At 63.6% G+C, this 16,394-nt stretch carries 17 protein-coding genes and 1 pseudogene; 13 read left to right on the plus strand and 5 right to left on the minus strand.

The genetic code is table 11. The features are described from left to right. The 11 genes from IL54_RS04300 to IL54_RS04345 form a co-directional block, all read left to right on the plus strand. Positions 1-2,447: Rne/Rng family ribonuclease (locus tag IL54_RS04300; RefSeq protein WP_037477797.1), on the plus strand; the 2,447-nt coding region annotated here is incomplete at its 5' end. A 164-nt stretch (positions 2,448-2,611) separates the two neighbouring features. Continuing rightward, a complete protein-coding gene (locus IL54_RS04305; protein ID WP_037473505.1) occupies positions 2,612-3,961 on the plus strand; it encodes a M48 family metalloprotease in 1,350 nt (449 codons plus the stop codon). Positions 3,962-3,963: 2 nt separating this feature from the next. After that, a complete protein-coding gene (locus IL54_RS04310) occupies positions 3,964-4,731 on the plus strand; it encodes a DsbA family protein (protein ID WP_052027546.1) in 768 nt (255 codons plus the stop codon). A 206-nt stretch (positions 4,732-4,937) separates the two neighbouring features. Next, complete coding sequence (gene rpmH / locus IL54_RS22675) at positions 4,938-5,072, plus strand: 50S ribosomal protein L34 (RefSeq protein WP_006959075.1); 135 nt, start codon at positions 4,938-4,940, stop codon at positions 5,070-5,072. A 32-nt stretch (positions 5,073-5,104) separates the two neighbouring features. After that, entirely contained in the window at positions 5,105-5,521 is a 417-nt protein-coding gene (gene rnpA / locus IL54_RS04315; protein WP_037477800.1) for a ribonuclease P protein component, read from the plus strand. Next, entirely contained in the window at positions 5,518-5,730 is a 213-nt protein-coding gene (gene yidD, locus IL54_RS04320) for a membrane protein insertion efficiency factor YidD (protein ID WP_037473506.1), read from the plus strand. The genes rnpA and yidD overlap by 4 nt, the downstream gene beginning before the upstream one ends. 32 nt (positions 5,731-5,762) lie before the next feature. Then, positions 5,763-7,469, plus strand: a complete 1,707-nt coding sequence (gene yidC / locus IL54_RS04325; protein WP_037473508.1) for a membrane protein insertase YidC — start codon at positions 5,763-5,765, stop codon at positions 7,467-7,469. Positions 7,470-7,622: 153 nt separating this feature from the next. Next, positions 7,623-8,261 carry a ribosome biogenesis GTP-binding protein YihA/YsxC gene (gene yihA, locus IL54_RS04330; protein ID WP_037473509.1) on the plus strand — a complete coding sequence of 213 codons (639 nt, stop codon included), beginning with the start codon at positions 7,623-7,625 and terminating at the stop codon, positions 8,259-8,261. 113 nt (positions 8,262-8,374) lie between these two features. Next, positions 8,375-9,502, plus strand: coding sequence for a peptide chain release factor 2 (gene prfB, locus IL54_RS04335; RefSeq protein WP_037473510.1), 1,128 nt, complete (start codon positions 8,375-8,377; stop codon positions 9,500-9,502). Next, positions 9,502-10,224, plus strand: a complete 723-nt coding sequence (locus tag IL54_RS04340; RefSeq protein ID WP_037473511.1) for a class I SAM-dependent methyltransferase — start codon at positions 9,502-9,504, stop codon at positions 10,222-10,224. The genes prfB and IL54_RS04340 overlap by 1 nt, the downstream gene beginning before the upstream one ends. A gap of 83 nt (positions 10,225-10,307) precedes the next feature. After that, complete coding sequence (locus IL54_RS04345; RefSeq protein ID WP_037473512.1) at positions 10,308-10,604, plus strand: PilZ domain-containing protein; 297 nt, start codon at positions 10,308-10,310, stop codon at positions 10,602-10,604. Here IL54_RS04345 and IL54_RS24790 read toward each other — a convergent pair. The 3 genes from IL54_RS24790 to IL54_RS04355 form a co-directional block, all read right to left on the minus strand. Next, on the minus strand, positions 10,601-10,756 hold the full coding sequence (locus IL54_RS24790) for a hypothetical protein (protein ID WP_193378812.1): 156 nt from the start codon (positions 10,754-10,756) through the stop codon (positions 10,601-10,603). The genes IL54_RS04345 and IL54_RS24790 overlap by 4 nt on opposite strands. 18 nt (positions 10,757-10,774) lie before the next feature. Next, positions 10,775-11,485: a hypothetical protein gene (locus IL54_RS04350; RefSeq protein ID WP_037473513.1), complete on the minus strand. Its 711-nt coding sequence runs from the start codon at positions 11,483-11,485 to the stop codon at positions 10,775-10,777. Between the two features lie 97 nt (positions 11,486-11,582). Beyond that, the gene (locus tag IL54_RS04355; protein WP_037473514.1) at positions 11,583-12,806 is read right to left on the minus strand and encodes a toxic anion resistance protein; all 1,224 of its coding nucleotides are present in this window, start codon (positions 12,804-12,806) and stop codon (positions 11,583-11,585) included. Between the two features lie 228 nt (positions 12,807-13,034). On the opposite strand from IL54_RS04355, the gene typA reads away from it, so the two are divergent. Next, a complete protein-coding gene (gene typA, locus IL54_RS04360; RefSeq protein WP_037473516.1) occupies positions 13,035-14,855 on the plus strand; it encodes a translational GTPase TypA in 1,821 nt (606 codons plus the stop codon). A gap of 103 nt (positions 14,856-14,958) precedes the next feature. Continuing rightward, the gene (locus IL54_RS24795; protein WP_193378813.1) at positions 14,959-15,123 is read left to right on the plus strand and encodes a hypothetical protein; all 165 of its coding nucleotides are present in this window, start codon (positions 14,959-14,961) and stop codon (positions 15,121-15,123) included. 13 nt (positions 15,124-15,136) lie between these two features. Here IL54_RS24795 and IL54_RS04365 read toward each other — a convergent pair whose 3' ends face one another. Further along, positions 15,137-15,985, minus strand: a complete 849-nt coding sequence (locus tag IL54_RS04365; protein WP_052027547.1) for an intradiol ring-cleavage dioxygenase — start codon at positions 15,983-15,985, stop codon at positions 15,137-15,139. A gap of 114 nt (positions 15,986-16,099) precedes the next feature. Next, positions 16,100-16,394 (minus strand): annotated as a pseudogene (locus IL54_RS04370) (MFS transporter); the annotation flags it as partial.

Raw genomic sequence — 16,394 nt, forward strand, 5'->3', positions numbered from 1 at the left:
ACTATTATCAGATCCCGCGCGAAGATCGCGAAGCCCTGCTGCGCGAAGAGCGCGAGCACGCCGAAGAAGAGGCCGCGTTGCGCGCCGACTTCGACGATGAGGACGAGGATGGCGAGGGCGTCGAGATCGTCGAAGCGACGCATCATCATGACGATGATGAAGATAGCGCACCCGAAGGCGAAGCGGCCGAGGGCGAGGCGTCCGAAGGTGGTCGTCCGAACCGGGGCCGTCGCGGCAAGCCCGGCGATGATGCTGCCGAGGAACTGCGCCGCAAGCGCATGGCGCTGCGCCGCCGCTACAAGATTCAGGACGTCATCAAGCGCCGCCAGGTGCTGCTGGTCCAGGTCGTCAAGGAAGAACGGGGCAACAAGGGTGCGGCCCTGACCACTTATTTGTCGCTCGCCGGTCGCTATTGCGTGCTGATGCCGAACACCAGCCATGGCGGCGGTATTTCGCGCAAGATCAGCAACGCGGCCGACCGCAAGCGGCTGAAGACGATCATCGCCGAAATGGCGCTGCCGTCGTCCATGGGCTGCATCGTCCGCACCGCCGGGCTCCAGCGCACCAAGCCCGAAATCAAGCGCGACTTCGATTATCTCGCCCGCCTGTGGGACGAGATTCGCGAAAAGACGCTGCAGGCCGCCGCGCCCGAACTGATCCACAATGATAGCGACCTCATCAAGCGGGCGATCCGCGATATCTACAATAAGGATATCGAAGAAGTCATCGTCGAGGGCGAGGAAGGCTATCGCGCTGCCAAGGACTTTATGCGCCTGCTGATGCCGAGCCATGTGCGTCGCGTGAAGCAATATGCAGACCCTGTATCGCTGTTCCAGCGCGCCAGCGTCGAAGATCAGCTGGCCGCCATGTACAACCCGGTCGTGCAACTGAAATCGGGTGGCTATCTGGTCATCAACCCGACCGAAGCCTTGGTGTCGATCGACATCAACTCCGGCCGCTCGACCCGTGAACATGGCATCGAACAGACCGCCGTCGCCACCAACCTGGAAGCCGCGCGCGAAATTGCGCGCCAGTTGCGCCTGCGCGACATGGCGGGCCTCGTCGTCATCGACTTTATCGATATGGAGAATAACTCCAACATCCGTAAGGTCGAGAAGGCGATGAAGGAAGCGCTGCGCGACGATCGCGCCCGCATCCAGGTCGGCCGCATTTCGGGCTTCGGCCTCATGGAAATGAGCCGTCAGCGTCTGCGCACCGGCGTATTGGAAGCTTCGACCCGCCAATGCCCGCATTGCGAAGGCACTGGCCTTGTCCGCACCGCCTCGTCGGCGGGCCTGTCGGCGTTGCGCATGTTGGAAGAAGAAGCGGCCCGTGGTCGTGGCAACTGCATCACCCTGCGCGCCAGCCAGGAAGCGGCCTTCTACGTCCTCAACAACAAGCGTCGCGAACTGGACGAGATCGAGCAGCGCTATGGCGTGCGGATCGAAATCCTGCCCGATGGCGAAGTCGAGGGCGCGCGCATGTCGGTCGAGGCCAGCGGCCCGCGCCCTGAGCGCGTCGTAAGCTACGCGCCGCTGCCCGAAGACGACGAGGATTTCGACGTCATCGAGGAAGAGGAAGAAGCGGAAGTCGAGGAAGAAGAGGCTGAAGAGCCCGAAACGCCCGCCGAAGCCGCCGACCGCGTTGAACGGGGCGAGGATCGCGAAGGCGGTCGTCGTCGTCGCCGCCGTCGTCGTCGTCGTGGCGGTCCGCGTGAGGATGGCCAGGCCGAAGGCGCCGCCGAGGGTGAGGGCGCTGTCGAAGGCGATAGCGAAGCCGATGCCGACGCAGAGGGTGAAGCCGAAGCTGAGCCCGCTGAAGCCAATGACGGCACCGAAGAGGAAGGCGGCGCACGTCGTCGCGGTCGTCGCGGTCGCCGTGGTGGTCGTCGCCGTCGCGAAGGTGGTGATGAGACTGTGAGCGCGGAAGCCACCGAATCGGCCGACGCCGAGCCAGTCGTGGAAGACGCGCCGGTCGAGCAAGCGCCCGTCGAGGAGGCTCCTGCAGAGGACGCCCCCAAGACTCGCCGCCGTCCCCGTGCCCGCAAGCCCAAGGCTGAAGCCGAAGCGGTCGTAGAGACCGTCGAAGCCCCGGCCGAAGCGGTTGTCGCCGAGGAAGCGCCGGTCGAAGCCCCGGTCAAGCCCAAGCGCACCCGCCGCACCAAGGCGCAGATCGAAGCGGAAGCTGCTTCGGCCGCGGCAGTTCCTGCAGCCGAGGAAGCCCCAGCCAAGCCCAAGCGCACCCGTCGCAAGAAGGCGGACGCCGTGGCCCAGGACGCCGCGCCCGACGCCGCGATCGAGGCACCTGCGCCGGTCGAATCGACGCCGGCACCGGTGGCCGAATCGGTCGCCGCTGATGGCGATGCGGCAGAAGCTCAGACTGAGGACGGCCAGAATGAAGACGGCACGCCCCGTCGCGGCTGGTGGCAGCGCACCTTCGGCCAATAAACCGGACGGGACGCCACCGCCATGAACAAGCGCCGCTGCTCTGCCGGTCCCGACCGGAGCGCAGCGGCGCTTTTCATTCCGCCCCGCTTCACGCGCGGTTCAGGGCGACCATGGCACCGCGCGGCGGTGATGGTCTGCTCTCCTACATGCCACGGTCACCGCTGATGCGGGGCCGGTTGAAACTCGTCGCGCTCGCGGCCCTGGCGCTGACCAGCGTCGCGCGCCCCGCGCTGGCGCAAAGCATCTTGCGCGATGCCGAAACCGAAGCCTTCATGGCGGATATGTCCGCCCCGCTGGTCAAAGCGGCCGGCATGCAGCCGCGCAATGTCGAGATCATGGTCATCAACGATCCCGAAATTAATGCCTTCGTCGCGGGCGGCCAATATGTCTGGGTGCATAGCGGCCTGATCGCGCAGGCGGACAATGTGAACCAGGTGCAGGGCGTTGTCGCGCACGAGCTTGGCCATATCGAGGGCGGGCATATCGTCCGTTTCGGCGAGGGCATGCGTGAGGCGACCGGCGTGACCCTGCTTAGCCTCGTGCTGGGCGCGGCGGCGATCGCCGCGGGCGGCGCGGAAGCTGGCCTGGGCATCATGGGTCTGGGGCAACAGGCGGCGATGAGCCGGTTCCTCGCCTTTTCCCGCGGCCAGGAAAGCTCGGCGGATCTGGCGGGTGCGCGCTATCTGAGCGCCGCCGGGGTCAGCGGTAAAGGCAGCCTCGAATTCTTCAAGAAGCTGCAAAATCAGGAATATCGCCTCGCGATTCCGCAGGATAACAGCTACGGTCGCACCCATCCGCTGTCGGGCGAGCGCATCAATGTGCTGCGCGAAGTCTATACCGTCGACCCGGCATGGGAAAAGCCGGTCGACCCGCAGCTTGAAGCCCGGTTCGAGCGCATCAAGGCCAAGCTGGTCGGCTTCGTGTCCGAACCGACGCAGACATTGATCAAATATCCCGAAAGCGACCAGTCGATCCCGGCCCATTATGCCAGGGCCTATGCCTGGCACAAAAGCGCCTATCCCCAGCGCGCCTTGTACGAGGCCGACGCGCTGCTCGCGGCTGCGCCGAACGACCCCTATTTTCTGGAACTCAAGGGCCAGATATTGCTCGAAAGCGGCCGCCCCAAGGATGCGGTCGCGCCTTTGCGCGAAGCGGTCAAGCGCACCAACCAGCCGTTGATTTCCGTCCTGCTCGCCCACGCCCTGATCGCGACCGAGGATGAGGCCAATTTCGCCGAAGCCGAAGATGTGCTCCGCATTGCGGTAGCGCGCGACCGGGAAAATCCCTTCGCCTGGTATCAGCTGGGCGTGGTCTATGCCCGCCGTGGTGACACGCCCCGCGCCGCGCTTGCGACGGCGGAACGCTATGCGATGATGGGCCAGCATCCCATGGCGCTGCGCAGCGCCGACGCCGCGATGCAGGGGTTGCAGCAGGGCACGGTTGACTATCTGCGGGCGCAGGATATCGCCATGACCTCGCGCGCGGCGATCGAGCAGCAGCGGAAGAAAAGATAAAGATGACAGACCAGCCTCGGCCCAGCTTTCGCGCGGCCCTTTCCAACAGGACGATCCAGATGACCCTTGGCGCTATCGCCTTTATCGCGGCCGCCGCTGGCACTGCGCTCGCCGTGCAGGCCCCCACCAGCGTCGCCGCCACCGATAAGGCGGCGATCGAGAAGATCGTCCATGACTATATTCTCGATCACCCGGAGATCATCCCGCAGGCGATCGAGAAATTGCAGGCCAACCGGATGTCGACCACCATCAGCGACAATCGCGCCGCGCTTGAAAAACCCTATGCCGGGGCGTGGGAAGGTGCGGCCAATGCCGACGTCACCGTGGTTGAATTTTTCGACTATGCTTGCGGCTATTGCCGCGCCTCGCTCCCCGACCTTGCCAAGCTGGTCGCCGCCGATGCCAAGGTGAAGGTCGTCTATCGCGAACTCCCCATCCTGTCGGAAGAAAGCAGCGACGCAGCCAAGGTGTCGTTGCTCGCCGCCGAACGCGGCCAATATATGGCCTATCACAAGGCCATGTATGGCGCGGGCCGGGTAACGCGCGACAGCATCATCGCTGCGGCGGGCAAGGCGGGGATCAGCAAGGCCGATACCGAAGCCGCCATCGCATCGAGCAAATATGACGCCGAAATCCAGTCCAACATCGCGCTCGCCCAGAAATTGCAGGCGAGCGGCACGCCGACCTTCGTGATCGGCGGCCAGGTGTTGAACGGCGCGGTCGGCTATGATGCGCTCCAGAGCGGCGTCGCAGCCGCGCGCGGGAAATAATCCTGTCTTCGTTCGGTTCGAGCCTGTCGAGAACTCTGGCGCCAAGGGTTCTCGACAGGCTCGAACCGAATGGTAGCCGGCACCACGCTCCACCATTGACTTCCACCCCTCCTTTGCCTATCGGACGCACCCTGACTTGCGGCCGCTGATTTGGCGGCCCTTTTTTGTCACGCCCGATTCTCTAGTTGTTTTTTGAGGAATGAACGATGAAGCGCACTTTTCAGCCGAGCAATCTGGTTCGGAAGCGCCGTCACGGTTATCGCGCCCGCATGGCGACCCCCGGCGGCCGCAACATTATCCGCGCCCGTCGTGCGCGCGGTCGCAAGAGCCTGAGCGCCTGATCGAAGGGCCGCCTTCGGCCGCGCCTGCCATCATGGGCAGGCGGGCCGATTTTCTGGCGGCCAATCGCGGCAAGCGCGCACCCATGCCGGGCTTCGTCCTGCTGGTGCGCGACCGTGCCGATGGCGATCCGGCGATGCGCTTTGGCATCACGGTCACGAAAAAAGTGGGCGGCGCCGTCATCCGTAACCGGATGAAGCGCCGCTTTCGCGTTCTCGCGCGCGAATTGCTGCCGCTCCATGGTTTTGCCGGTGCAGACCATGTGTTGATCGGCCGCGATGGCGGGATCGAGCGCGATTTCACCCTGCTGCGCACCGAATTGCAAAAGGCGCTAGGCAGGATTGCGCGCGCGCCGCAAGCAGGCGATAGCCCGCCGCGCCATGGCGCGCGGGCGGGACATGGCCGGGGCAAGGGCGGGGGCAAGGCCGGGGACCGGGGCAAAGTCCCATGATCGGCCGCCTGCTCATCCTGATCGCGCGCGGCTGGCAGCTTGGCCCTTCGCGCATCCTGCCGCCCTCCTGCCGCTTCGCGCCCTCCTGCTCGGAATATGCGATTCTCGCGATCCGCAAATATGGCGCGATCAAGGGTAGCTGGTTGGCGGGCAAGCGGCTAATGCGATGCCACCCATGGGGCGGGTCGGGCTATGATCCGGTTCCCTGATAAAGACACAAGAGACGGCGGAGCCGAATAGCGTGGACGACAAGAAGAATATCATTCTCGCGGTTTTGCTGACCGCAGCGATCCTGTTCGGCTGGCCCTATGTATCGGGCTATTTCTTTCCGGCCGCCAATCCGCCCGTCACCCGGATCGAAGGGGGCAAGACCACGCCGGTCGCCAATCCCGCTGCCGATCCGACCGCCGACAGCCCCGCCGCGATTCGCGACCGCGCGATCGTGCTGAAAGAAGGGCCGCGCGTCCCCATCCGCACGCCCAAGCTCGTCGGCTCGATCAACCTCAAGGGCGCGCGCATCGACGACATCGTCCTGCCGACCTATAAGGAAACGATTGCCAAGGATTCGGCCAACGTTCGCCTCTACAGCCCGGCCGGGACGCAGGACGCCTATTTTGCTGGCTTCGGCTGGCAGGGGGAGGGGCTCAAGACCCCGAACAAGGACACGGTCTGGACGGCGCAAGGTAGCGCGCTCACGCCGACCAGCCCCGTCACGCTGACGTGGAACAATGGCGCGGGCCAGCTTTTCGAAATCCGCCTGTCGGTCGATGAAAATTACATGATCACCGCCGCGCAGAAAGTGTCGAACAGCGGCACCGGCACGGTCGGCGTGAAGCCCTATGGCTATATTAGCCGTACCGGCGTGCCCAAGGACCCAGACACCTGGACCATCCATATCGGGCCGATGGGCGTGTTCAACAACGCGGCCAATTACGACGTCAACTATAGCGATCTCGACGAAGGCCCCTCGACCCGCGAGTTCCAGTCGAAGGGTGGCTGGATCGGCTTCACCGACAAATATTGGCTCTCGGCGCTCGTACCGGGCAAGGATGCCGACTTTGCGGGCCAGTTCCGCAAAGGGGCGGGCACTCAGTATCAGGCGGATGTCGCGCTTGGCTCGACCATGCTCGCGCCCGGCAAGGCCGTCACCCAGACGCAGCGCCTGTTCGTCGGTGCCAAGGAAGTCAAAACGCTCCAGGCCTATGAGCGCGATGGCGTGAAGCTGTTCGACCGCGCGATCGACTGGGGCTGGTTCTACTGGTTTGAACAGCCGATCTTCGCGCTGCTCCACTGGCTGTTCGAAACGCTCGGCAATTTCGGCGTCGCCATCATCTGCCTGACCTTCGTGGTCCGCGCGCTGATGTTCCCCGTCGCCCAGCGCCAGTTCGCCAGCATGGCCGCGATGCGCGCGGTGCAGCCCAAGATGAAGCTGCTGCAGGAAAAATATAAGGACGACAAGCCCAAGCTCCAGCAGGAGATGATGGCGCTCTACAAGACGGAGAAGGTCAACCCGCTCGCGGGCTGTCTGCCCATCTTCATCCAGATCCCGATCTTCTTCGCGCTCTACAAGGTGCTGATGCTGACGATCGAAATGCGCCATCAGCCCTTCGTGCTGTGGATCAAGGATCTGTCCGCGCCTGACCCGCTGCATATCCTCAACCTGTTCGGCCTGCTGCCCTTCACCCCGCCATCCTTCCTGGCGATCGGTGTGCTGGCGGTGCTGCTCGGCATTTCGATGTGGTTGCAGTTCAAGCTCAACCCGGCCCAGATGGACCCGATGCAGCAGCAGATCTTCTCGATCATGCCCTGGATGATGATGTTCATCATGGCCCCCTTCGCGGCGGGTCTGCTGGTCTACTGGATCACCAACAACTGCCTGTCGATGGCGCAACAATGGTGGCTCTACAAACGCCATCCTGCGCTCAGCGTGGCGACGGCAACGAAGTAACGAAGCGGCTTTCCGTCCTCCCCTGGCAGGGGAGGTGGATGGCCGCAGGCCAGACGGAGGGGTGTCACCCTATCGATGGGGCGACACCCCTCCACCACGCCCTTCGGGCGCGGTCCCCCTCCCCCGCCGGGGGAGGATTTTGAGGTGAACGATATGGACTCCCCCGACATCATCGAAGAAGCGCGCAAGGTCTTTTCCGGCCCGATCGCCTTCCTCAAATCCGCGCCCGCGCTGGAATTCCTGCCCGACATGGCGGTGAACGAAGTCGCCTTTGCGGGCCGCTCCAATGTCGGCAAATCCTCGCTGCTCAATGCGCTGACCAACCGCAACACGCTGGCGCGCACGTCGAACACGCCGGGTCGCACGCAGGAGTTGAACTTCTTCGACGTGGGCGAACCGCTGCGCTTCCGCCTCGTGGACATGCCGGGCTATGGCTATGCCAAGGCACCCAAGGACGTCGTGCGCAAATGGAAGTTCCTGGTGAACGACTATCTGCGCGGTCGCGCGGCGCTCAAGCGCACCCTGGTCCTGATCGATAGCCGCCATGGCATTAAGGATGTCGATACCGACATGCTCGACATGCTCGATGGCGCGGCGGTCAGCTACCGCATCATCCTGACCAAGGCGGACAAGATCAAGGCGAGCGAATTGGAACAGGTGTTCGTCGATACGGCCGCCGCGATCCGCAAGCGGCCCGCCGCCCATCCCGACATCATTGCGACGTCGGCGGAAAAAGGCATGGGCATCCCCGAATTGCGTGCCGCCGTACTGGAAAGCGTGACCCAGGGCTAAGCGCTTGACGAACCGGCCCGGCATCGGGAAGGAAGCGCGCTTCGACAAGCCCGCCGCGACGCGCTAAGGAGCGTGCAGCGTCGGCCGGGCCGCCGTCACTTGGAGATGAGACTATGCGCGCCGAAGCGCAGCAATATATCGATCGTATCGACGCCGCGCTGAACCTGTTGCGCCGCTTCCTCGACTGGGACCGCGCACTGCGCCGTCTCGACGAGTTGAACGCCCGCGTCGAAGATCCGACGCTGTGGGACAATGCGAAGCTGGCGCAGGAAGTCATGCGCGAACGCACCCGGCTGGACAGCGCGATCGGCGCGACCCGCGCGATCGCCGCGGAGAAATCCGACAATGCCGAACTCATCGAAATGGCCGAGGCCGAGGGTGATGAGGATATGGTCAGCGAAGCCATCGCCTCCTTGAAGGCGCTGGCCGACCGCGCTGATGAAGACAAGATCAAGGCGCTGCTGGCGGGCGAAGCCGACGCCAGCGACACTTATCTCGAAATCCACGCGGGCGCTGGCGGCACCGAAAGCCAGGATTGGGCCGAGATTCTGTCGCGCATGTATCGCCGTTGGGCGGAACGGCGCGGCTATAAGGTAGAACTGGTCGATTATCAGGCGGGCGATCAGGCGGGCATCAAGTCCGCGACTTTCCTGATCAAGGGCGAAAATGCCTATGGCTATGCCAAGACCGAAAGCGGCGTCCACCGCCTCGTCCGCATCAGCCCCTATGACAGCGCCGCGCGCCGCCACACCAGCTTCTCGTCGGTGTGGGTCTATCCGGTCATCGACGACGATATCGATATCGAGGTCAAGGAAAGCGACCTCAAGATCGATACCTATCGCGCGTCGGGCGCAGGCGGGCAGCACGTCAACACCACCGATTCGGCTGTCCGCATCACCCACGTTCCGTCCGGCATCATCGTCGCATCGCAAAATGATCGGTCGCAGCACAAGAACCGTGCGACCGCGATGAACATGCTCAAGGCCCGGCTCTACGAAGCCGAATTGGCCAAGCGCGAAGCCGTCACGGCAGGCGAATATGCGGCCAAGACGGAGATCGGCTGGGGCCATCAGATCCGCTCCTATGTGCTGCAACCCTATCAGCTGGTGAAGGATTTGCGCACCGGGGTCACCTCGACCGCGCCCGACGATGTTCTCGACGGCGCGCTCGATCCCTTCATGGCCGCTGCTCTGTCGCAAAAGGTGACGGGCGAAAAGGTCGATGTGGAGGATGTCGACTGATGATGCGCCTGGCGCTGGTGGGCATCTCCGTCCTGCTGGCCGCTTGCGACATGCTGTCGCCGGGCGACGGGACCAGGCGCGCCGTCGCTGCCCAGCCTTTTCCCCAGGCCGATCGCCCGGTCGCGCCGATCGTTTCGACCCGCTGGTCCAGCGAGGAAGCGCGCGACCGCGTGCATGAGGCCGACGATATCATGGACCGGGCGGGCATCCGCCCCGGCATGACCGTCGCCGACATCGGCGCAGGCGAGGGCTATTATACCGTCCGCCTCGCCGCGCGCGTGGGCGCGCAGGGCCGCGTGCTGGCCGAAGACATCATGCCCGAAGTGATCGAAGCGCTCTCACGCCGCATCACCCGCGAAAAATGGGATAATGTCAGCGTCAAGCTGGGGGCGCCAGAAGACCCCCGGCTGCCCGAAAACAGCTTCGACCGGATCATGATGGTGCATATGTATCATGAGATTGCCGAACCCTATGCCTTCCTGTGGCACCTGTCCCCAGCGCTGAAAAAGGATGGCGAACTGATCGTCGTCGATGCCGATCGGCCGACCGACCAACATGGCACGCCGCCGCGCCTGCTCGCCTGCGAATTGGCGGCGATGGGCTTCCGCATGGAAGAACTGATCCCCAAGCCAACCGCCGGCGGCTATTTCGCCCGTTTCCGCCGCATCGCCGCGCGGCCCGACCCTGCCACGATCATCCCCTGCGCACTCGATGACCGGTAAAGAGGGTTAATGCCGTCCTGACTTTTCTTGTTGGGAACGCATCGTCTTCGCCCATGTTATGCTTCCCAACGGGAGGCACAGGATTGCAGGACCATCATTCGCTTGGCGCGGCCCGTCGCGCGACGCGGCTCAAATTGTTCGAGCCGGTCCTGTTGCGCGTGCAGGGTCTGCCGGTGCGCGCGCATCTGCTCGATCTGTCGATGACGGGCGCGCTGGCGCATAGCGACAGTCCACCACAGGTCGGCGACCATGTCGTGATCGAAGCTAGCGCGCTGAGTGTGGCGGGCCGGGTCATGTGGGTGCGGGCGAAACGCTTCGGCGTCCATTTCGACCTGCCCTTGCCGCAGTTCACGGTCGATCGCGTCGTACGCGGCGACTAGCCCTTGCGCCGCCAGCGTCGAAACAGCGATACCCCCAACACACCGCCGCCGACCAATGCCGCGATCGCGCCACCGGCTGACGCCAGTGCCCAGGCACCCGCCGCCAGCAGCCCGGTCAGAAAATCGACAATGATCAGGGTCAGGTGGATCATGGGGGAAGGACAGGGGCCTTACGCCCCTAATTCCTTCGCCTCCTGATATTTCAGCTCCAGAAACCGGTTCTGCGTCGCCAACTTGTTGAGGTCGCCGCTCGCCAATTGCTCGCTCATCCGCGCGATTTCCGCGTCGATGACGCCCAGCCCGTCGATCAACTGCTGTTCGGGCACGCGCCCGTTCCGCTGTTCGCGCCGCATCGGCTGGGGGATGGACTGATAGCCGGTCACCAGTTCGGGCAAATGATCTGACAGCAAGCGGCGCACATCCTGCGCGGCCGGGTCTTGCGGGTCGAGCCGCTCCAACTGCGGGGCCAGCGTTTCCAGCTTGACGCCGATACTGTCGACCAGCGTGATCGCGGGCGCAGGCAGGGCCTTGCGCTGATTTTCCAGCCAGATTTCGGTCTGCAGCGGCAAGGCGGTGAGCGGCGTCTGTGCCAGCGCTTCGGACTTCACCTTCGTCTCCGTCGGCAACAGCGCGATCAGCAATAGCGCGGCGATCATCACGCCCAGCGCAATCATCACGCCGGTAGTGCCAAGCGGCAGCACGAACCCGGCCACCACGCTACCCAACAACACCGTCAGCACCGCCCAGAAGGCATATTTGACCTTCCGCATCAGCCCCGCATTGCGCCGCTGCCGTGCCCGCGCGCTCAAGCTCTGCCCGCGCTCGCTATGACGGCGCAGCACAGCCTCGGCATCGGCCAAGACGCGATCGGACCGGCTCATGCTCGTCCCCCCTCCGTTCGGTTCGAGCTTGTCGAGAACTGGCGCGCGAGGGTTCTCGACAGGCTCGAACCGAACGGGGTGGGGGCGCACATGCGGCTCACCCCTCGATCGCGCTCAACAGCGAATTATCCACGCGCACGTCGCGTGAGGCTTCGGCCTGGCCCTGCGCGCGGGCGATATAGCCCTTGGACTTCTCCACTTCGCCCGACAGCGTGGTCACCGTCGTCTTCATATTCTCCAGCGCCTTCATCTTGAACGCGTCGATATTGTCCATCGTGTCATAGATATTCTGGAAGGCGCGCTGCAGCGTTTCGATCGGGATCGTGCTGGACGCGGCCTGCTCGTGGATTTGCGCGGTCTGGCTCTTGAGCAATTCGCCGGTGCGATCGATCATGTTCGCGGTCGTCGTATTGAGCGCGCTGATCTGTTCCAGCACCAGCCGCTGCCCGGCCAGCGCCTGCGCCACCGTCACCGCCGTCCGCAGCGCCGCGACCGTGGTCGTGCTGGCGCGGTCCACGCCCTTGACCAGTTCGATATTATTCTTTTTCACCAGATCGAGCGCCAGATAGCCCTGCACCGTCACCGCCATCTGCGTCAGCAGATCCTGCGTCCGCTGGCGAATGTAGAACAGCGCGCTTTCGCGGATCGCCTTGGCCTTGGCCGGATCGCTCGAATCCAGCTCCAGCGCCTTGGCCTCCAGCCGCGCATCCATCGTCTTGCTGATATGGATCATCTGTTCCAGACGGCCCATGGTCTGCCACATATTCTGCCGCTCCACGTCGATCGCGGCATTATCCTTGATCAGCGTATCCTTGCCGCTGGCCAGCGACCCCAGGATCGCATTGATATGCCCCTGCGCGCTTTTATAGCCGTCGAAATAGTCGCGCATCTTGTTGCCGAACGGGATGATGCCGAACAGCTTCTTGGGCGCAAGCAGGTTGCCGCGCTTGCCGGGGTCCAGATCCTCGACCGTGCGGCGCAGTTCGGCGAGGTCCGCGCCGACCTTGGTATCGCTGTCCATCGCCCGCACCGGGCGGTCGAGGAAGCGGTTGGAGTGCCCGGCCGCCTCGGCGATTTCCTTGCGCCCCATATTGGTCAACTGGTCGACCCGCACCCCGAATTCGGGACTGTTGGCATCCTGCGCCACCAGATCGTCGATGAAGGCATCGACTTTTTCGTCCAGCTTGGACTTCTTTGCCTCGTCGATCGGCACCAGCCCGGCCGCCTTGTCGGCCGCGACGACCGGCACCGGGTCGGGCGCGGTCAGGTTCAACATATCGGCGGTCGCGGTCTGGGTCGCGGTGGGCGCAGTCGTAGCCATGCTATCTCCTTGGGTGTCATATCGATATAGAACACCTGCGCTGCAAGGCGCAATCGTCGCCATGATGATAGGAGCCACGTCGCGCGATGGGAAGCACGAAGGCACTTGGCCTTTGGCTTGGCTGCGGTCCTGCTCTTGCCGCAACGCGTCATTTCCTGTAGGGGCGCGGCCGAAGCCTCTGCGTGACCTTGTGTCGGCGTGGGCCAACACATATCCCGAAGGCAAGACATGTCCCTGCGTAATATCGCCATCATCGCGCACGTCGATCACGGCAAAACAACCCTCGTCGACCAGCTTTTCCGCCAGTCCGGCACCTTCCGCGACAATCAGCGCGTCGAAGAGCGCGCGATGGACAGCAACGATCTCGAAAAAGAGCGCGGCATCACCATTCTTGCCAAGCCGACCTCGGTTGAGTGGGAAGGCACCCGCATCAACATCGTCGATACACCGGGCCACGCCGATTTCGGCGGCGAAGTCGAACGCATCCTCTCGATGGTCGATGGCGTCGTCCTGCTGGTCGATTCGTCCGAAGGCGCGATGCCGCAGACGAAGTTCGTGACCGGCAAGGCGCTGGCGCTGGGGTTGAAGCCCATCGTCGTCGTCAACAAGGTCGACCGCCCCGACGAGCGTATCCAGGAAGTGCTGGACGAAGTGTTCGATCTGTTCGTGTCGCTCGAAGCGACCGACGAGCAGCTCGATTTCCCCGTTCTTTACGCGTCGGGTCGCAATGGCTACGCCAATGAAGACCCCACGCTGCGGGCGGGCACGTTGAAGCCGCTGTTCCAGAAGATTGTTGATCACGTCCCCGCGCCCGCCGTGGAAGTCGATGGCGTGCCCTTCACCTTCCTGGTGACTTTGCTCGACCGCGACAACTTCCTCGGCCGCATCCTCACCGGCCGCGTAACCAGCGGTTCGGTCAAGGTGAACCAGGCGATCCACGCGCTCGACATGGACGGCACGGTCATCGAAACGGGTCGTGCGTCGAAGATCATGGCGTTTCATGGCCTTGATCGCGTTCCTGTTGACGAAGCCAAGGCAGGCGACATCATCTCGCTGGCGGGCCTCTCCGTCGCGACCGTCGCCAACACCATCTGCGACATCTCGGTCACCGAACCGATCCAGGCCCAGCCGATCGATCCGCCAACGCTCTCGATGCGCTTTGCCGTGAATGATTCGCCGATGGCCGGCCGCGAAGGCACCAAGGTCACCAGCCGCATGATCCGCGATCGCCTCGCTCGCGAAGCCGAATCGAACGTCGCCGTGAAGGTCACGGAGAGCGCCGACAAGGACAGTTTCGAAGTCGCCGGCCGCGGCGAATTGCAGCTTGGCGTGCTCATCGAAACGATGCGCCGCGAAGGCTTCGAACTCTCGATCAGCCGCCCGCGCGTGTTATTCGGCACGGACGAGGACGGCAACAAGACCGAGCCGTATGAAACCGTCATGATCGACGTCGATGATGAATTTTCCGGCACTGTCGTCGAGAAGATGAACCTGCGCAAGGCCGAGATGACCGACATGCGTCCGTCGGGCGGTGGCAAGACCCGCATCACCTTCTCCGCGCCTTCGCGCGGCCTGATCGGCTATCATGGCGAATTCCTGTCCGACACGCGCGGCACCGGCATCATGAACCGCCTGTTCGAGAAATATGGTCCCCATAAGGGCACGATCGAAGGCCGCAAGAATGGCGTCCTCATCTCCAACGGGTCGGGCGAAGCCAATGCCTATGCGCTGGGTCCGCTCGAAGAACGCGGCATCCTGATGGTGGGCGTCGGCGAAGCGCTCTATGAAGGCATGATCATCGGCCAGAACGCCAAGCCCGACGATCTCGAAGTCAACCCGATGAAGTCCAAGGCGCTGACCAACTTCCGCGCGAGCGGCAAGGACGACGCCGTTCGCCTGACCCCGCCCTGGAAGCTGACGTTGGAACAGGCCATCGCCTATATCGACGATGATGAACTAGTCGAAGTCACGCCCAAGACGATCCGCCTGCGCAAGCGCTATCTGGACCCGAACGAGCGCAAGCGTATGAGCCGCTCGAAGGCAGCCTGACGATAATTCCTCCCCGGTACGGGGAGGGGAACCATCGGTACAGCCGATGGTGGAGGGGGCGGGCGGCGACGCACCGCCCCCGATCTTTTTACAGGAGCCCCAAATGGCCGACCTCTATCTCAAGGCCCTCACCGCCGAACGCCGCGCGCTCTGGGCCGAATGCCGTCTCAAGGGACTGGCTAAGGATACGCCCCAGCGCCTGCGCATCGTCGAAATCGACGGCCTGCTGGCCGCGCACAAGGCCAAGCAGGACGCGAAGGGCGCCTGAAGCACCCTTGTGATCAGATAGCCAGTCCGACTGTCACCGACCCGGTAAAGCCGTTGGTGATGTCGCCGGTCATGGCGGGCGTCATCGCTGCGATCTGCTCTGCCGTGTTGTCGCCAAACACATTGTCATTGGCTGTCGTCGTGCTGGAGAAATTGCTTCTGCTGCTGGCGTAGCCGCTTGTGGCGTAGATGGCGGTACAGGCCGCTGTCGGCATCGCCAATTGGGACGTCAGCACGCGATTGGCGTAGGTCGTCGCACGGGCTAGGCTGGGATAGACCTCGAAATGGATATGCGGGTATCGTCCAGCATAACATCCTGGAAAGATGCTGATAAAAGTCACTTGTCCGTTGGCATCGGTCACGCCGACACCGCGCAGATAATTCTCGCCAGGGATATCGTATAGTGAATATTGGCCATCGCGCGTACAGTGCCACAGATAGACTGCATAACCAGCCAAGGGCGCACAGCCGCTGTTCACATTCACGACCGTGATCGTCAATTGCATGTAAATCCCGGCAGCCGTGCCGGACGCCGTGCCGAAACTGGAACGGATGTCGGCGCGAACGATACCGTTGTCGTCCAGAGCGTTGACCACGCTGCCATTGACGCTATTGGACCCATCAGCCGGATATGGTCCGTTGGTTTCGGTCGGATCGGCGACGCAGCTTTCGCTGGACGTGCTGGTCGTTCCGGTTGTCGATGTCGTCGTGGTGTTTGTGGTGGTTGTCGTCGAACCGGTCGTTTCCACCGAGCCGCTGGCGTCGCTGCCCCCGCAGGCGCTGACCATCGCTGCACCGCCCGCCGACAAAAGCAGCCGCAAAGTGCGCCGCCGACCGATTGCCTGGCGCGACAGAACGCTCATATGGCTCAGGTCATGGATCAGGCCGTGATCATGGGCATCTGCTATAGTCGTCACTCGTTTGCTCCTCACGCAAGCTTGGTCGGAACAGCAAACGTCGCGTCATGATGATTCCCGTCATGGCTGAGGCTTACCGTTCGCATAAGCCGGACGCGGCAGGCTCGCCAATGTCAGGCTGCTTGCCACCATCAGCGCGATGGTCAGCCACAGGAATGGGCCATAGCCCCCGGTCGCGTCATAAAGCGCCGACGCCCCAAGCGGCCCGGTTGCGGTGCCGACCGACAAGGCCATCAGCAACCCGCCATACAGTCCGCCAAAGGTCTTGAGCCCAAAATGCTGGGTGGTGAGATAGACGATCACATCGACCTCCGCGCCCAATGTCAGCCCGATCATAGCGGCGGCGGCCGCCTGC

The sequence above is a fragment of the Sphingobium sp. ba1 genome (assembly GCF_000743655.1).
Taxonomy (GTDB): domain Bacteria; phylum Pseudomonadota; class Alphaproteobacteria; order Sphingomonadales; family Sphingomonadaceae; genus Sphingobium.